Annotated in this window: 16 protein-coding genes; 6 read left to right on the top strand and 10 right to left on the bottom strand. The window is 43.0% G+C overall.

Annotation, left to right across the window (positions count from 1 at the left end; translation table 11 throughout):
* Window positions 1-114 precede the first annotated feature (114 nt).
* The 6 genes from JEZ96_RS06585 to phhA form a co-directional block, all read right to left on the bottom strand.
* Window positions 115-756 carry a nucleotidyltransferase family protein gene (locus JEZ96_RS06585; protein WP_128090123.1) on the bottom strand — a complete coding sequence of 214 codons (642 nt, stop codon included), beginning with the start codon at window positions 754-756 and terminating at the stop codon, window positions 115-117.
* Window positions 757-797: 41 nt separating this feature from the next.
* Window positions 798-1,448 (bottom strand): maleylacetoacetate isomerase, encoded by a 651-nt coding sequence (gene maiA, locus JEZ96_RS06580; RefSeq protein WP_011789986.1) that lies wholly within the window; start codon window positions 1,446-1,448, stop codon window positions 798-800.
* A gap of 87 nt (window positions 1,449-1,535) precedes the next feature.
* Window positions 1,536-2,522 carry a fumarylacetoacetate hydrolase family protein gene (locus JEZ96_RS06575; protein ID WP_025007461.1) on the bottom strand — a complete coding sequence of 329 codons (987 nt, stop codon included), beginning with the start codon at window positions 2,520-2,522 and terminating at the stop codon, window positions 1,536-1,538.
* Between the two features lie 380 nt (window positions 2,523-2,902).
* Window positions 2,903-4,441, bottom strand: coding sequence for a transcriptional regulator TyrR (gene tyrR / locus JEZ96_RS06570; protein WP_128090124.1), 1,539 nt, complete (start codon window positions 4,439-4,441; stop codon window positions 2,903-2,905).
* A 258-nt stretch (window positions 4,442-4,699) separates the two neighbouring features.
* Entirely contained in the window at window positions 4,700-5,038 is a 339-nt protein-coding gene (locus JEZ96_RS06565) for a 4a-hydroxytetrahydrobiopterin dehydratase (protein ID WP_011789989.1), read from the bottom strand.
* Between the two features lie 94 nt (window positions 5,039-5,132).
* Complete coding sequence (phhA, locus tag JEZ96_RS06560) at window positions 5,133-5,933, bottom strand: phenylalanine 4-monooxygenase (RefSeq protein WP_025007460.1); 801 nt, start codon at window positions 5,931-5,933, stop codon at window positions 5,133-5,135.
* Between the two features lie 311 nt (window positions 5,934-6,244).
* Here phhA and galU point away from each other — a divergent pair, with 311 nt between their 5' ends.
* The 6 genes from galU to JEZ96_RS06530 all read left to right on the top strand — a co-directional run bounded on the left by galU (window position 6,245) and on the right by JEZ96_RS06530 (window position 13,242).
* Complete coding sequence (gene galU / locus JEZ96_RS06555) at window positions 6,245-7,153, top strand: UTP--glucose-1-phosphate uridylyltransferase GalU (protein WP_011789991.1); 909 nt, start codon at window positions 6,245-6,247, stop codon at window positions 7,151-7,153.
* The gene (gene galE / locus JEZ96_RS06550) at window positions 7,153-8,166 is read left to right on the top strand and encodes a UDP-glucose 4-epimerase GalE (protein WP_011919000.1); all 1,014 of its coding nucleotides are present in this window, start codon (window positions 7,153-7,155) and stop codon (window positions 8,164-8,166) included. The genes galU and galE overlap by 1 nt, the downstream gene beginning before the upstream one ends.
* Window positions 8,167-8,260: 94 nt before the next feature.
* On the top strand, window positions 8,261-8,743 hold the full coding sequence (gene napF / locus JEZ96_RS06545; protein WP_014610233.1) for a ferredoxin-type protein NapF: 483 nt from the start codon (window positions 8,261-8,263) through the stop codon (window positions 8,741-8,743).
* Between the two features lie 88 nt (window positions 8,744-8,831).
* Window positions 8,832-9,245, top strand: coding sequence for a bactofilin family protein (locus tag JEZ96_RS06540; RefSeq protein ID WP_011789994.1), 414 nt, complete (start codon window positions 8,832-8,834; stop codon window positions 9,243-9,245).
* Window positions 9,246-9,556: 311 nt separating this feature from the next.
* Complete coding sequence (locus JEZ96_RS06535; RefSeq protein WP_011918998.1) at window positions 9,557-10,531, top strand: LysR family transcriptional regulator; 975 nt, start codon at window positions 9,557-9,559, stop codon at window positions 10,529-10,531.
* A gap of 407 nt (window positions 10,532-10,938) precedes the next feature.
* A complete protein-coding gene (locus tag JEZ96_RS06530) occupies window positions 10,939-13,242 on the top strand; it encodes an OmcA/MtrC family decaheme c-type cytochrome (protein WP_061782750.1) in 2,304 nt (767 codons plus the stop codon).
* 755 nt (window positions 13,243-13,997) lie between these two features.
* On the opposite strand, the gene JEZ96_RS06525 is transcribed toward JEZ96_RS06530, so the two are convergent.
* From JEZ96_RS06525 to JEZ96_RS06510, 4 genes are all read right to left on the bottom strand, one after another.
* Window positions 13,998-14,438 carry a hypothetical protein gene (locus tag JEZ96_RS06525; RefSeq protein WP_025007459.1) on the bottom strand — a complete coding sequence of 147 codons (441 nt, stop codon included), beginning with the start codon at window positions 14,436-14,438 and terminating at the stop codon, window positions 13,998-14,000.
* A gap of 23 nt (window positions 14,439-14,461) precedes the next feature.
* Window positions 14,462-15,349, bottom strand: a complete 888-nt coding sequence (locus JEZ96_RS06520) for a hypothetical protein (RefSeq protein ID WP_011918994.1) — start codon at window positions 15,347-15,349, stop codon at window positions 14,462-14,464.
* Window positions 15,350-15,429: 80 nt separating this feature from the next.
* Window positions 15,430-15,867, bottom strand: coding sequence for a GNAT family N-acetyltransferase (locus JEZ96_RS06515; RefSeq protein WP_011918993.1), 438 nt, complete (start codon window positions 15,865-15,867; stop codon window positions 15,430-15,432).
* A 580-nt stretch (window positions 15,868-16,447) separates the two neighbouring features.
* Window positions 16,448-16,717 carry a hypothetical protein gene (locus JEZ96_RS06510; protein ID WP_128090125.1) on the bottom strand — a complete coding sequence of 90 codons (270 nt, stop codon included), beginning with the start codon at window positions 16,715-16,717 and terminating at the stop codon, window positions 16,448-16,450.
* Window positions 16,718-16,734: the final 17 nt, after the last annotated feature.

Raw genomic sequence — 16,734 nt, 5'->3', positions numbered from 1 at the left:
CGCAACATTTTAGTTACACTGATTTGTGGGCAAAATAAGCCAATGCGGTTTATTGGAAAGTGAGAAATTTAACGCTTGGGGGGATAAAAATAACCGTGATATGCAAGTTAAACATTAATAGATTAATTGAAGTAAAGGATATTGAATAAGCCAACCTTTATCCAAAACGCGTTGATGAAAAATCGATAATGCTCTACTGGGATTGGCTGTCAGTTTTAATTCAAAGAGTGAATTTACACCAAAAGGAGCGACCAATGTTAAGGCATTCACTCGTGGCGTATTACTCAATAGGTCAATAGTGTTTTTTTGATAACACACACCAACTGCCGTTTCTAATTCCGGCCAATAGGTCATGGCATCTATGCAAGACAGATAAGGGGGATCTTGATTTTTAAGGTGCATTCGCGCCTGATTTTTTACCGACCAAGGTAAATCAGGCGCTTGTTTATAGAGATAAGCTTCAATCGCCCTATCACGTTCAGGGCGAGTATCTAAGGGGCAAAAATAAATTAAATCAATATCATTAAGTAGACTATACTGAAATCCATGTAAACGATCCCATACGAGATTGCGTACAAATCCCGCCGCAAGGCACCACTGCGGCATTGAGTGTACTTTGGCGCATAGGAACGCAAGTTCAAGCGCCCTCATCCGCTCGCAATCTTGGGTTATCCATTCGAGTAACTGACTCTTTCGTTCTGCTTCATTCATCACATCACTATTCGGTTTACTGTCAACGAAAAGCATATTGAGCATGAACAGTACCATTCATATTATCTATTTATCCGCGTCATTCGTTATATTGCGTCCGCTTGGCGCTCTGGCGCAGCATTGGCAAAAGCGTCAAGCTGATTACACTCTGCCCACACGCGCATGATATTCGGATATGGCGTTAAATCCACATTAAAACGCTGAGCGTTATACACCTGTGGTACTAAACAAAGATCGGCTAATGTCACTGAGTCCCCGAAACAATAACGACCGCTGTGGCGCAGAAGCTGAGTTTCAAGTGCTGTAAATCCAATAGCAACCCAATGGTGATACCAAGTATTTTTAGCTGTATCATCAACCGCTAAGGTTTGCGTTAAGTACTGCAATACCCGTAAGTTGTTTAGTGGATGAATTTCACAGGCAACCGTCAGCGCCATAGCACGCACATGGGCCCGTTCGAGTGCTGAGGCAGGTAATAGCGGTGTTTGAGGATATAATTCATCAATATATTCAATAATGGCTAAAGATTGAGCTAGCGCATCTCTGTCCTCATCATCACCCACCACTAAGGTGGGGACTAACTCCAGTGAATTAAGTGCACGATAGGCCGCCGTATGCTGCTCACCACCATCACGTACGAGATGCACTGAAAACTGCTCAGCTAAAATCCCCTTGAGATTAAGGGCGATACGAACCCGATAAGCTGCACTGGAACGCCAATAACCATATAGTTTCATCTAATTATGTCCTTATAAATGCCATTACAAAAACGGGGCAATTAAGCCCCGTTACCCTGAGTCGATATTCGCTTTAAAGGGAAAAAACTACGCTTTGTATTCAACTACTTTTTGATCGATTGAACCGAAAATCGACACTCCGTTATCATCGAGCATTTCGATGCGCACAGTGTCGCCAAAACGCATAAATGGCGTAGTGGCTTTGCCTTCAGCAATCACTTCTAACATACGTTTTTCCGCTAAACAGCTTGAGCCTGCGCTGCGGTCATAATTAGAAATCGTACCTGAGCCAATAATAGCACCTGCTCCTAATGGGCGAGTTTTGGCAACATGGGCAATTAATTGGCTAAAATTAAAGGTCATATCGACGCCTGCATTCGGACGACCAAATAATTCACCATTTAAATAGGTGATCAACGGTAAATGCACTTTCGAATCTTCCCAACGGACACCCAATTCATCCGGTGTCACAGCCACAGGCGAAAAACTGCTCGATGGTTTAGATTGGAAGAAACCAAAGCCTTTCGCCAGTTCACCCGGGATCAAGTTACGCAATGACACATCGTTAACTAACATCAACAATTTAATGTGCTTAGCTGCATTGTCAGTACTCACCCCCATAGGCACATCATCGGTAATAACCGCAATTTCAGATTCAAAATCGATACCCCAGTCTTCACTCGCCAATGGGATATCTGCTTTAGGGGCAATAAAACTATCGGAGCCGCCCTGATAAAACAGTGGATCGGTCCAGAAGGTTTCTGGCATTTCTGCGCCACGGGCTTTACGGACTAGCTCAACATGATTCACATAGGCGCTACCATCGGCCCATTGGTATGCTCGTGGTAATGGTGATAAACACTTGGCCTCATCAAACGCTTGAGCGTTATCCAACATGCCTTCATTTAACGCATCGTACAATTCTTGCAATTGTGGTCTCAGTAAATCCCAACCATCGAGTAATTGCTGCATAGTATGGGCAATGGCAGGTACGGCAACCGTTTTAGTGAGATCGCGGCTGACTAACATCAACTGACCATCGCGGCGACCATTGTTATAACTAGCAAGTTTCATATTGGCTCCAGTGCTCTTGGGCTAAGCGTACAATTTTATTGTGCAGGGAAACGCGCTGCGTCACCCAGCTGATATTCTATTTTTCTAAATTTGACTCACTTAAGGACACACTCTTTTATGCCGTTTGCGCTAACAGATACATGTTCCCTTGAGTGTTGCAGTGTCTTTATTGCGCGTAGAAATACCCGATACCGACCAAGATTCCTATAGCGTGACACAAATCACATTTAGAACACTTGTTTCACATTTCGTAAACTAATCATTACGTTTATAACCCAGTTGCCGCTTATCAATATCTCGGTAAGCAATATGCCTGAAAAGTCGGCAACTAAGTGGAACGATACGGTTACATCTATCGCATCAAGCCAGCGATACACTATCTAACGACGCTTGGTTATTTTGTATTCACGCAGTTTATTGGCAATAGCAGTGTGTGACACACCGAGCTTTTTCGCCAACTGGCGAGTGCTCGGATAGGCCGGATATAATCGGCGCAATAGACTCGCCTCAAACTGCTTCATTGCATCATCGAGATTACCTTCAAATTCATTATCAAAGTAACCAAAACCTTCGGCGTAGGAAGGCAATTTAAGCTGTTCCACCGTCAACTCGGCCGAACCATCCCACATTGACACCGCTCTAAATACGGCATTCTTTAATTGACGCACGTTACCCGGCCAAGCGTAGGTGAGCAAATGATCGCGGCACTGGGCCGAGATGCGGCGCACAGGGCTCGATAACTGTTGGCTATAATGTTCAAGGAACATTTCAGTTAACGGGATAATATCCACCTTGCGTTCGCGTAATGAGGGAATGTGGTAGCTCAGTACATGGATGCGATAATACAAATCTTCCCTAAACTCACCGGTTTGGCACAGTTCGGCTAAATTTTTCTGGGTAGAGCAGATAATCCGCACATCCGCACGGACTTCTTCATCACCGCCAATACGTCTAAAAGTGCCATCTTGCAATAGCCGAAGCAGCTTAACTTGAGCAGCCTTAGACATTTCCGCCACTTCATCGAGAAATACTGTGCCCCCCTTAGCTTCCTCAAAGAATCCTCTTTTGACGACTTTGCCCTGACTGACATAACCAAATAATTCTTCTTCTGCGGCGCTGTCGGGTAAAGCTGCGCAGTTAATGGCAATAAACGGTTTTTCGCGACGCATGCTGGCATCGTGACTCGCTCTAGCCATTAATTCTTTACCAGTACCCGTTTCTCCCGTTATCAATAACGGCGCATCAAGTTGTGCCATACGCCGCGCTTGCTTAAGTACCTCTTTCATTTTGTCACTGCTGGCTAACACATTTTCAAAACCCATTGTTTGATTTTGCAATGCATTAAATTGTTTACCGACACGTGCGGGAGATTTTAGTGATACCACTGCACCCACAAGGATGGTTTTATCATCGTCATCAGGCAGATAGATAGGCAGCATTTCGGCAAGATACTCATTAGGGCCAATTTGTACTCGTGCCGCTTGCGGCAATACTTGGCTTTCACTTAACCAACGGCTGAAGTTGAAACCTTGTACCCAATGATTTAATGACTCATCAAGTACTTCATGCTCCCCCATACCAATATTCAATAACGCAGACTCATTTACAATACGAATACGGGCTTTGACATCAATGGAGAAAACGGAATCGGGTAATGTTTTTAGAAGGGTTTTTAGGGCGTAATGTTCTTGTTCTGATGGCATAAACGACACGGTACGCACATCGTGAACACTTTCCACTTTGCGAATTTGTGGCATCAAAGCACTTAAGGTTTCAAAACTGATTTCAGCAAACTGTAGGTACAAAAAGCCTTGGTTACTGACATCTATGGCAATCAAATTAATGCCATAGCGTTCTAACACGACTAAAATATCTTTCGCTAAACCCACGCGATCTTGACAACTGACTTCCAAGCGCATAATGACTGATATTCCCTTTTTGATTTGAATTTTGGGATAACCCGTGCAGAGCTATTATCCATACATATTAGTAAAAGCGATAATTGCTTAGTTAGCAGTTTAGCTTTACGCAAACGTAAACGATAGATTTATAGCTAGGCGTGTATACGTTAGAAGGTAAAATAGAAAGTGGCAAGTCAAGTTTACAGCACATTTGTAACAGGAAGATAAAATCAGCGAAAAAGCAAAGTTAACCCGCTGATTTTCAAAAATAAGATTTTAACCTAATAACTGGTCAGTCTTGGCTGCCATAATAAAGTCATTCCGGTGCAATCCCTTGATAGAGTGTGACCACCAAGTCACAGTGACTTTACCCCACTCAGTGAATATACCGGGATGATGAAATTCTTCTTCTGCTAACTCAGCCAATTTATTCGTAAATGCCATTGCGAGTTTAAAGTTTTTAAACTTATACACTCGCTCAAGTTGCATAATACCGTCGCGGACCTGCACGCTCCAGTCAGGGATCATCCGCACAAGTTCGGCCAATTCCTCATCGGTCACTTTAGGCGCATCGGCTTGGCACGCTTCACATTTCATATCAGATAACACAGTCATACTTACTCCTCTTGGCAACCGCTATAGGGGCATTCAGTTGCACTTTACTCATTACTTATCAAATAACTAAACCAAATCATCCAGCAAATTATGATTAACTCGCCTTCGCTTTCGGAGGATATTTAGGGGGAAATAAACCTAACTGACGAGCCTTAGTGACATAACTCATAATGTCCATTTTGGCAATGTCATCCAACATCTCAATATGCTCAATCACATAGTAAATCGGTTGCATAATATCGATTCGGTAAGGTGTGCGCAGCACATCCAGTAAATCAAAGGGCCTACGTTCGGGTACTTCGCTCTCCATTGCATATAGGGTTTCACCGGGTGAACTTAAAATGCCACCGCCATAGATACATAAGGGGCCCTCTTTTGGTTGAAGTAAGCCAAACTCAACGGTAAACCAGTATAAACGCGCTAAAAATATCCGTTCTTCTTTGCTAGCATTTAAACCCAATTGGCCATACATATGCGAAAAATTGGCAAATGAAGGATTGGTAAGCAAAGGGCAATGACCAAAAATTTCGTGAAAAATATCTGGTTCTTGCAGGTAATCAAACTCTTCCTTACGGCGAATGAATGTCGCCACTGGAAACGCTTTATTCGCTAAGAGTTCAAAAAAGTGGCCGAATGATATTAGTGCGGGTACTGCTGCCGTTTTCCAGCCTGTTGTTGCCTGTAATACAAGATCAACTTCAGCGAGTTGTGGAATACGATCCTTTGGCATCGCTAACGCATCGAGTCCATTAAGGTATTCCAGACAAGCTCGGCCAGGGAGATTAACCGCTTGGCGGGCGTAAAGTTGGCTCCAAATATCATGCTCTTCTTGCGAGTAATCTATATACCCAGTGTCATCAGCCTTGCGGGCGATGTAGGTGGTTCCTTTAGTCATATCATTCACTTCATACTGACGCTGATAGTGTCAATAGTGAGCTAAGCCTTGTTTTTTGTTAACTCCCTCACACTTTATTGTTCAATCAATCTTGTGACGTAAACGTAAAGCAAATATTACAAAATCATTGCAATCCTCAATAAACGAAAGTTTATTGCCAACAATATATAACTCTTAATGTTACATGTAAGACTAACGACTGATAAAACACCGAAATACTGATAAAATTCAGTGTTTGTAAATAGCTTTTCTGTGCAGGTCATTTACAATATTGGCCATTAACCGCCTCTCCTTGACCTAAAAGGTTCGCAATGAAACAACATCAAATTCGTAAAGCCGTTATTCCTGTCGCAGGCCTAGGCACTCGTATGCTTCCCGCGACCAAAGCTATTCCCAAGGAAATGCTACCCGTTGTTGATAAGCCATTGATTCAGTATGTCGTCAGTGAAGCTATTGCGGCTGGGATCAAAGAAATTGTACTCGTAACTCATGCCAGTAAAAACTCCATCGAAAACCATTTCGATACCAGTTTTGAATTAGAAGCCCAGCTAGAACGCCGTGTAAAGCGTCAACTGCTAGAAGCTGTTCAGTCTATTTGTCCTAAAGATGTAACTGTGATCAGTGTTCGCCAATCCCAGGCTAAAGGTTTAGGTCATGCTATTTTATGTGCCAAATCCGTTGTAGGTGACGCTCCTTTTGCCGTATTGCTACCTGACGTCATCATCGATGATGCAAGTTGCAACCTCAGCAAAGACAACTTGGCTGCGATGGTTGAGCTTTTTGATGAGACGCAAGTGGGCCAGATCATGGTTGAAGGTGTGCCACACAACATGGTCAACCAATACGGTATTGCCGATGTGAATGGCCATGATTTACAACCAGGTGAATCTGAACCATTAGTCGAACTGGTAGAAAAACCACCAGTAGATGAAGCGCCTTCTAACTTAGCCGTTGTTGGTCGTTATGTATTACCTGCCAGCATCTGGCCATTACTAGCCAAAACACCTGCAGGTGCGGGCGATGAAATCCAATTAACGGATGCGATTGCTATGTTAATGAAGCAAGAAACCGTAAATGCTTACTACATGGAAGGTAAGAGCCACGACTGCGGTAACAAACAAGGTTATATGCGTGCTAACGTTGAATATGCCCTGCGCCACAGCGAGATCGGTGAAGATTTTGCGCACTATTTAAAAAACGTTGTAAAAGGAATTAAATAATGACGATTTTAGTGACCGGAGGTGCTGGCTATATTGGCACCCATACCGTTGTTGAATTACTCAAAGCGGGTAGCGAGGTAATCGTTTTAGACAACTTGTCTAATTCGAGCATCGAAGCATTAAACCGTGTTGAACGGATAACAGGTAAATCGGTCACGTTTTATCAGGGCGATATTCTTAATAAAGCATTATTACAAAAAGTCTTTAGTGATCATGCTATCGACTCTGTGATCCATTTTGCAGGGCTAAAAGCAGTGGGAGAATCTGTTGCTAAACCCCTTAAATATTATGAGAATAATGTCACTGGTACCTTAGTCCTCTGCCAAGTTATGGCGGAGTTTAAGGTGAAAAATCTTGTTTTTAGCTCATCAGCAACCGTCTATGGTGATCCTGCAAGCTTGCCTATTACTGAAGATTTCCCAACAGGGGCAACCAATCCCTATGGCCAATCTAAACTAATGGTTGAACATATATTGGCAGATCTTCACCATAGCGATCCAAGTTGGAATATTGCACGCCTTCGTTATTTTAATCCCGTCGGAGCCCACTCCAGTGGCCTGATAGGTGAAGACCCTAACGATATTCCTAATAACTTGATGCCATTTATTGCCCAAGTTGCAGTAGGTAAACGTGCCGTCTTAAGCGTATTTGGCCATGATTATCCAACTCACGATGGTACGGGTGTACGTGACTATATCCATGTGGTGGATTTAGCCAAAGGCCATTTAAAAGCCCTTGAGAAACTCGCCACAAGACCGGGCCTTGTCACTTATAACTTAGGTACAGGTCAAGGTTACAGTGTATTAGATATGGTTAAAGCCTTTGAAAAAGCCTGCGGTAAAACGATTGCCTATCAAATTGCGCCGCGTCGCCCCGGTGATATTGCCGCTTGTTATGCCGATCCCACTCACGCGAAGCAAAGCCTAGGCTGGCATGCAACCCATACTCTAGAAGATATGGCTAATAGTAGTTGGCATTGGCAATCAACCAATCCAAATGGATATAAAGGATAATAAAATAAATGGCTTGTAGAAATATCACAGGCCATTTTTATTATCATCTAAACCATTATTTTTGTTGTGAATGATCGACATACAGAAGAACAACATGACGCAGAGTATTAATCACAGTCGCCGTAACCTTTTTAGCCGCCGAAGAAATAATGCGCTAAGACCGCCTTGGGTACGTGATGATATCGAGTTCACCGATGTGTGCACTCGCTGTTCTGCCTGTATTAATGCCTGTGAAACTCAAATTATTGTGAAAGGTGATGGTGGATATCCTGAAATATCTTTTAATAACAATGAATGCACTTTCTGTACCCTTTGTGCAAAACATTGTCCTGAAGATATTTTTGATCTGACCCAAACAGCATGGCAAATCAAAGCACAGATCCAAGAGAATTGCTTAACTTATCAAGGGATATGGTGCCAAAGCTGTAAGGATGCCTGTGAACCCCGAGCGATTAGTTTCATCCTCAGTGTAGGCAAGGCTCCCAGCCCGACGATCAATCTCGAACAATGCACAGGTTGCGGTGCCTGCGTGGCCCCCTGTCCAAGTCAAGCTATCGCAATTAAATCAATAGAATGAATACCTAAAAAATACGTCGACACTTAGCTGTGCTTATACTTTGATTTACGCTAAGATCTCGCGCCTAATTAGATTGGATGACCTTATTATGTTTGGGAAAAAATCCTTTTTTACCCCTAAGCCAAAACTTGCGCTAAGTTTTATTGCAAACGGCACTAAACTCACTGGCAATATTGAGTTTTCAGGTGATGTGCTCATTGGTGGTGAAATCTGTGGTCAAATACTGTCAAATGCCAATATCACCATAGAACAAGGGGGAAATGTCCAAGGGGAAATTAAATGCCAAGAATTTATGGTCAATGGATACTTTAAAGGCCGTTTGATCTGTGAGCGTTTAGTGATCCAACGTAATGGCATAGTCGATGGAGAAGTGGCCAGTACATCCATGCAAATTATGGAGGGTGGGCAATTTATCGGATTAAGGATCAAAGAAGATACGTCGACAATTCGAACACATACTCTCCCTTCCCCGCAAGAAACGCTTATTTGCCACAAAAATTAACCCACAGATTTTCCATAAACTTGCCTATCATTTGGCCTTTCGAGCTAGTACAAAATCAACCTCATCCTACCTGATGCGCCCTACCCCTTTCGTAGTAATTTACAATGGTTAAATATTTGTTACTTTGCAAATGAAGTCACAGTTAATCCGTACAACTAATGCTAACGTTAACGCCTAAAAAGGCGCTATCGATATGGTGTTTCAGTGGTTTTTTATAAATCGATAGGAGTAACGTATTAAAGGTTAAGTGCGCAAAGCTGAATAATAAAATAAACAAGCGCACATTTAGAGTCATTATAGGGCAATAAAAAATGAGCAACCCGTTACTAAAACAAATCTGTGAACTTGATGTGTTTACTTTACTGGTTTTTAAGACAATTTTCGATACTGGACACGCCAATAGTGCAGCTAAAGCGCTGGATGTTTCAGCACCCAAGATTAGCCGTTGTCTTAATGCATTACGTTTGACCTTTAACGATGAGCTATTCTACCGGCGCCAGCAAGGGCTAAAACCGACACCTTTAGCCGAAAGTTTATACGCCGCAATTTGCCAATTTACAAACTCAGTTTACAATCTTGAGCAATCAGCACTTCAAATCCAAAATACCCATAACACAACAGATTTACCCTTACATATTGCTGTCAGTAATGAGTTACTGAGTTTCTTAGCACCACAACTTAGCTCACCAGATGTGATAACCCAATTAGGTAAAATACGATTACATAAATGGCAAGAAAATAGTGCTGAATTAATTCACGCAGGCGAACTAGATTTTGGAATTACCTTAGAAAATGCCGATAATAAAGAATTAAGCTATACAAGATTGGGTTGTATATCAGGGATCTATGTTGTGGCTTCAAAACATCATCCAATCTGGCAAACTGAATTAAGTATTACACTAGAGCATATTTGCCGCCATCCATTTTTATGCTTAGATCTGAAAGGGTTTAATAGCAAAGTCGATCCACTTGAATTTTTCTGCCAACGCCAAGGTATACTATTACCTTCAATTGATAGAGTTATAGATAGGGAGGAATGGTACGCCCACTTGCTCACGATACAAAGTGTGGCATTTTGTTCAAGTATCGATATGCACACAGTGAAGCATATGCCCGGGCTCAAGCTAGTGCCATTATCACTCACTGAGCTACACCGCTTACACGATTCTATGTTGCCGCCGCAATATTATTTAGTTGAAAAGCCAAGGGCTCGTAGACGCTACAGCCAAACACAATGCGATATTGTCGTTAGTCCACTTATCACAACACTTATCCCAACCCTATAAAACCGCAGAGAGATGCTTCAAGGTTAACATAATGTTAGCCTTGTTATTTTATCCTCGTTTCATTCTCCATACATGCCAATTTATTAAGTTATCTCCGATAAAAATGCGCTATCTATTGTGCATCTCAAAAATAAAAGCCAAATATTATTCAGGCTGATGCTTAAATGAAAATTAATCTAATTAATTTATTAAAAATCAACGTAAATATTTGCAATATTCATCACATTTATTTTGGGCTATTTAATTTTTCATAATGATTAAATTCATCTTTTGAAATTACCATTTTAAGTTGTTAAATCATCCTTCACATATCAGATACAAACTCACAAATACCACTTTATAAGTAGATGGTTCGCCCTATATTAGAGACGCTGCACACGCAGTCTTATAGAAAGAAAAGGGACGCGATGATGAAAAACTACAATAAATCTCTACTGGTACTGGCACTCACCAGTGCTCTATGTTTAACCGCCTGCGGAGACGGGGATGATGGTAAAGATGGCGCACCTGGTACACCAGGTACTCCTGGAACGCCAGGCACCCCCGGAACACCTGGTACGCCAGGGGCACCAGCAGGAACATTTGCTAAAACCGCTGACTCAATTACCGACCTCAAATTTACTGTAAGTCCTCAAGATATCAAGGTAACGAGCAGTGAAGGATTCAGTATTAAGTTTTCATTAACAGGTAAAAATGCAGGTAAAGATGTTCCCTTTATGGGACTCGACAAAATAGCCATTTACTCCTTAACCGCCAATGAAAACACTTCAGGTACGGGTGCACCAATTGAATGGCAGAATAATGCAACAGCAAATCAAGCTGGTACTTCATTAACTTGTACTTTAACGGGCCTTAACGGTACTAAAAACGCTTGTACTTTAACTGAAGATGTAAATAATCCAGGCAGCTATACGGCGAGTTGGACTTATTCTGGTGCCGCACCAATCATCAATCCAAACGATAATCCGAATGCATTGCACAGAGTTATCTTGCGAGCCTACAACATCGTAAATAGCACTGGTGTCGCTTTATCTGACAAAGTATTGTCTGCACCTGTTGACTTTATTCCTGCTACCGATGAATTAGCAGTATCAGCAAAAGATACAGTAAGCAGTGCCGCATGTATCAAGTGTCATGGCGAAGTCGATGGCCATATTGCGAAAATTGAAGCTCACCACAACTATCAAAGTGTTGAAAACTGTGTCGCTTGCCATAACCCAGATCTTGTACCGACTGAAGCGCAATTAGCCGAAGGCTGGGTGTTTGATTTTGGCCCAATGATCCACAGACTCCATGCTGGCCATCACATTAGTGGTAGTCTAAGTGGTGAAGCAAAAGAATACTTTGGTGAAATTGGTTTCCCATCGGACTTAAAAGAATGTAAATCCTGCCATGATGGCGCCCCTAGCTATAACACAAATATTTATGCGCAGGCCTGTGTGGGTTGCCATATCAATGTGAACTTTACCACAGGAGAAAACCATTCTGAGTTTGGTTTAGCGCAGACGGATGATACTCAATGTAAAGCATGTCATGGTACTGGCAGCTTAGCGCCTGAAACCGTACACAGTGTAGGCAAACGCGCAGAGTATGCATCGCTGTTTACCGTTGATTTTACGGGCGCATCCGTTGGACCATCAGCCACGCTAGGCATGAAAACATTAACATTAACCGCAAATGTCACCATGAATGGCGCACCTATTCCTAATGGCACAAGTTTAGCCACCTATAATGCAACAACAAACCCAACAGGTATGTTTGTTGCTAACGGTCTGCTATTAGGTAACGTAGCAACTGACGGTACTGTCTATGCATGGCGGGATGTCAAACCAACCGCAATTAGTGTAAACCTAGCTCAAGGTACTCTTTCAAATGGTGTCTTAACCTTTGTTAAAGAGATTCCTGATGCACAAGCTGTAGGTACTCTGTATGTCGGTTCCGAAGCGAACGTCTGTATTAAAGCGGGCAAAGTGGCCAGTTGTAATGCGACAGGGCTTGAATTTGGTCCAACAAATCCAATAGGAAACACTGCACCAGTTAAGTTTTACAGCTTAGATAGCAGTACTGTCGTCAAAGCGCGTATGACTGATCCTGCTCGTATTACTGTGGAAGAAGCAAAATGTAACGCATGTCATGGCACCTTGGACTATATCAAAGGCACTCGACATGGCACTTACACCTTTGATCAATGTATGCACTGTCACAATGATACAAGTGGTGCATCTGGTCATCCAACCGTTGTTTATAAAGGTACAGATGGCAGCAAAGTAATCAATCCGAATGTCACCTTCAAGAACAAAGACTTATTCACCGTATCACACCGTTTCCACAGTGGTAACTTTGATGTTATCGCAGGGATCTTCCGTGATGCTGAAGGTAAATTAGTTGGTTATCCTTCTCCCGAAACTGCATGTTCAGCATGTCATAAAGATAATACTAAACTGTTTGCGAATGACGGTGGTTTAGCTTCAGCAAAACGTTCAGTCAAAGTTGGGAATTACTATATTTCACCTGTGGCTGAATCATGCCGTAGTTGTCACGCTCACTCAGATGCAGCAGCGGTAGCGCACTTTAGAACTAATGGCGCAATTGTCGAAGCTGATGCAGTGACAGATGCGACCTTGCCGATTGAATCTTGTGCAACCTGCCATGCTGAAGGCAAAACCTATGGCATAGATAAGGTACACGCAGGGGTGCACACTAGTACCTGAGGGTAGCCCTGCACTACTCTACGTAGTGCCCCTGCAATTCATTGGGGACCATTAAGGTCCCCTTTTTTATCGCCTTTTTATCGTGTAATAATCAGAGAAAAAGGCGTACTAAATCGGCAAGTAGGCTTCAATCTAATGACTCGGTTTATGAATGAGAGTCATGGACTGTGAACTGGCAGTTAAATATGAATGTTGTTCAAATGCAGGGCCGCCCCGTCTGATGTGAAAGGGTTCACAAATGCCGCGATGGCATTAATGCCAAAAAGCGTCCATGGGGTGGACGGTCATCTCGCAAATCACTATGGTTCACCTTTTTGGCATTAGCGTAACCGATAGATTTAAAAGGCATACGTAACGCTTTTGGGGACAAAAAGTGCGTTGAAAAAAGTGCAAAATATAGTACGACTGAGTGACTTATAACTTAAGCTGTTGGGAACTTAATGTATGCAGGCACCGACTTATAGGCGTGCCATAGCATTTGCTCGTCGACTCGCAGCAAGTCCCTCCGTGGATGCTCGACCGCCCCGTCCATGGGGCGGACGGTCGTCTCGCTAATCACCATGGCTCACCTGTTTAGCATCGGTGTAGCCTGTAAGTTTTAAAGAAATACACAGCACGTTTGGGGACAAAAGCGTGATAGCTCCTTTGCTCTAACTTGTCAGTTTCGGATAAAAATTTCTATGGGTTAACGCCCGCAACACACGCGAGCAACTTGTTGCGAATCGAGGGCCTCAGCCCCGTTGTGATTGCGCTTGTTATATGCCAATTTCATCATGCATTTTTTGGCGAAACTCATGATATCCACTCGCATACTCCCATATGCTAAACAAATGTTGTTGACTCAAATCCATTAAGCAGAAAATCTGACAACTGGCATATTCACGTGATGCTCTTAAATCATTCCAAGAATACTGCTTTGTTTCAGTGCCTTTGCGTAAAACTATACCTTCGTTATCGTAAGTCATTTTTGTTTTTATGTTTTTAAGAAAACGAACCATCAAATAAAAATACTTCCCACATAGATAAGTCATACCAACACATAGCGCGGCCAGCAAAATAACTGTCGATGCATCGGCATTTGAAAATCGCTTACCTGACAATAAAATCAATGAAATTGGTCCTGCAATATACACAGGCAGCAATATCGCTGCGCAAATATAAGCTAACACTCTGGTTGTCTTTGAATGCTCTACCATGGCTTTCCTTGGCAAATAACGCTTCAATCAGCCGACACGTTAGCGGTCGGTTGTATTGGATTGTTAGGCAAGAGTTGAGGTTCTAGACACCTCAGAGTTCCCAACATAAGTCCAAATCCTAAAATTGGCCCTGCACCATATCCAACCAGCGGAGCTGGTGTTAGCCCTGCTATTGAGCATGCAAATAGAGAAGCATAGTAAGCTGCTACAGCGGACAACCACAGAGGTCCCTTCATCGATTTAATCCACAACCCCACAACCAATGCGATTGCACTGACGATTATTGCTATTCCAGCGAATAATGAGTGACTCAGTCCCAAGGCGAAGACCTCCTCAACATAAGGAACTGGCGCCAAAGGATCCGGTAAGGAGAATACCCATACGGTTATCAATAACATGGGAACAACCACCAAGCTGAGCTTAAATATGCCAAGTCGGAACTGCATAACGACAACAACCGAAGCAACAAGCAACCCAAGAACCTGGGACGCATCTGGTTGAAAAGAAAGTATTAAAGCGGCTCCAATAACGACAGCCAAAGACACTATTTGATGCTTGCCGTCTTTGCTAACAAAAACCGAACAAGCTGCGATAAACGAGGGTAGAAAGAGCGGTGCAGCATAAAGCATCAAAGGCCCAACTGACATCCACCGCTCAGGTTCTGATGACTCGCCAAGCAATGGTATAGCCAAGCCAATCAAGGTCAGAATGACTATGGCAAAGGTTGCAAACCGGCAATGACCTGCCTTCTTAATCAGAGCACCCGACATTGCAAGACCGCAGGCCAAAAAAATGGCCACCAGATGAGTACCCCAGATACCCCACCCCACATCCGCTAGAGCAAGTACAATGAAACTGCCCACAATTGGAGGAGCCGCTACGGTGAACAATGAAATAGACGAAATATGCATAGTATGCCTAACGCTCGCCTAAACGGCGAGCAACTTGTTGCGAGTCCAGAGGCCGCGATGTTTAAGGCGATTGTTAGAGCTCACAGCTTGATGACTGCCAACATATCTTCACCATCTTCATCCAAACCCACTTCCTGAAAGCCAAAACGTGAATAAAAATCTTTGGCCACTGGGTTTTCAGGGTCATAGCAAATTTCTATTTCTTTTACTTTGTCACTGGCTTTGATTTCATTGAGCGCCAAATTTAGTGCAACTCTGCCAATACCAGATTGTTGATAGCGTTGATCCACCATAAAGCGCCAGATAGAAACTTTTTCCGGCGTTTCAGATACCCACATGAAAAAACCGACAGGCTTATCGTTCTGATAGATAGCTCTGCAGGTATGCCCTTGGCAGTAATGTGATTCAACCAAAGACCACATATTGCTCGCAACATATTCCTGTTGCTCATTCGTGACATCTAAGTCACATACGTCTTCATAATTTGAACTTGTAATTTCTTCCAATGTGATACTCATGACTTTCCTTAGCTCTAACGTCTTAGTATTTATGCGCTGCGCTGTTTGCAGGGCATAAATCGCTTGTTGGACTTGGCCGCTGCCACATCCATGTCAATTGGTATAAATGATGCTATAGGAATTTGCTTTTTAGCGGTAGCGGTTTTTTTATACTGTTTGATGGGTAATCACTTGATATCGTTTTAGCTTTCTCGTTCTTTCATGCTTATTTTTTTGCTGATGAATCGCTATCTAACGACTCAAAACTCCAAGGAATACACCTCCCCTCGGAGTTGCCGCTGGGCGAATAGACAAATTGCGTGAGTCTCGCCATGGATGGCGAGCTAGCTTTCGCAGGTGCAGGGACGCATCCTTCGGAAGCGATAGCAAATTTGTCAATGAGCACAAGGGGCTTTCAACTCCGTTGGGGGTGCGTCATGGAACATCCAAGGAGGATAGGACGAGCAGTCCTCTTTGGTCGGGTGTGGGGTGAAGCCCCACGACTTTGATTTTGATTAAAGCATGCAAACTACGAAAAATATGGGATACATAACTTCTAAGTCGAACCATCAACTTTTCTATAGGCAAAGCTTTACTTGGCCTATTTCCCTTTTGAACTGCGAAACAAACTTTGGGGCAATTGCTTTTTAGCTAAATGAACAGCGATAGGGTTAGTGAGGATTGGCATTGTTGCACCAGTGACCGTTGGCGGCATGGATGCCGCCGTCGAGCCTATATGGATATATTCACGGCGTGTCACTGGGGAAGCAATGACAATTAATACGTAATGCACATAACTTAACTGTCTTGCCTTGGTACAAAAGCTGTTTAGGGCGGATTTGTGAATTAAGGACTTAGTTAGGATTGGCATTATTGCACTAGTGACCT

The organism is Shewanella putrefaciens, from assembly GCF_016406325.1.
Lineage (GTDB): Bacteria > Pseudomonadota > Gammaproteobacteria > Enterobacterales > Shewanellaceae > Shewanella > Shewanella putrefaciens.
This window is presented reverse-complemented; position numbering and strand designations above follow the sequence as displayed.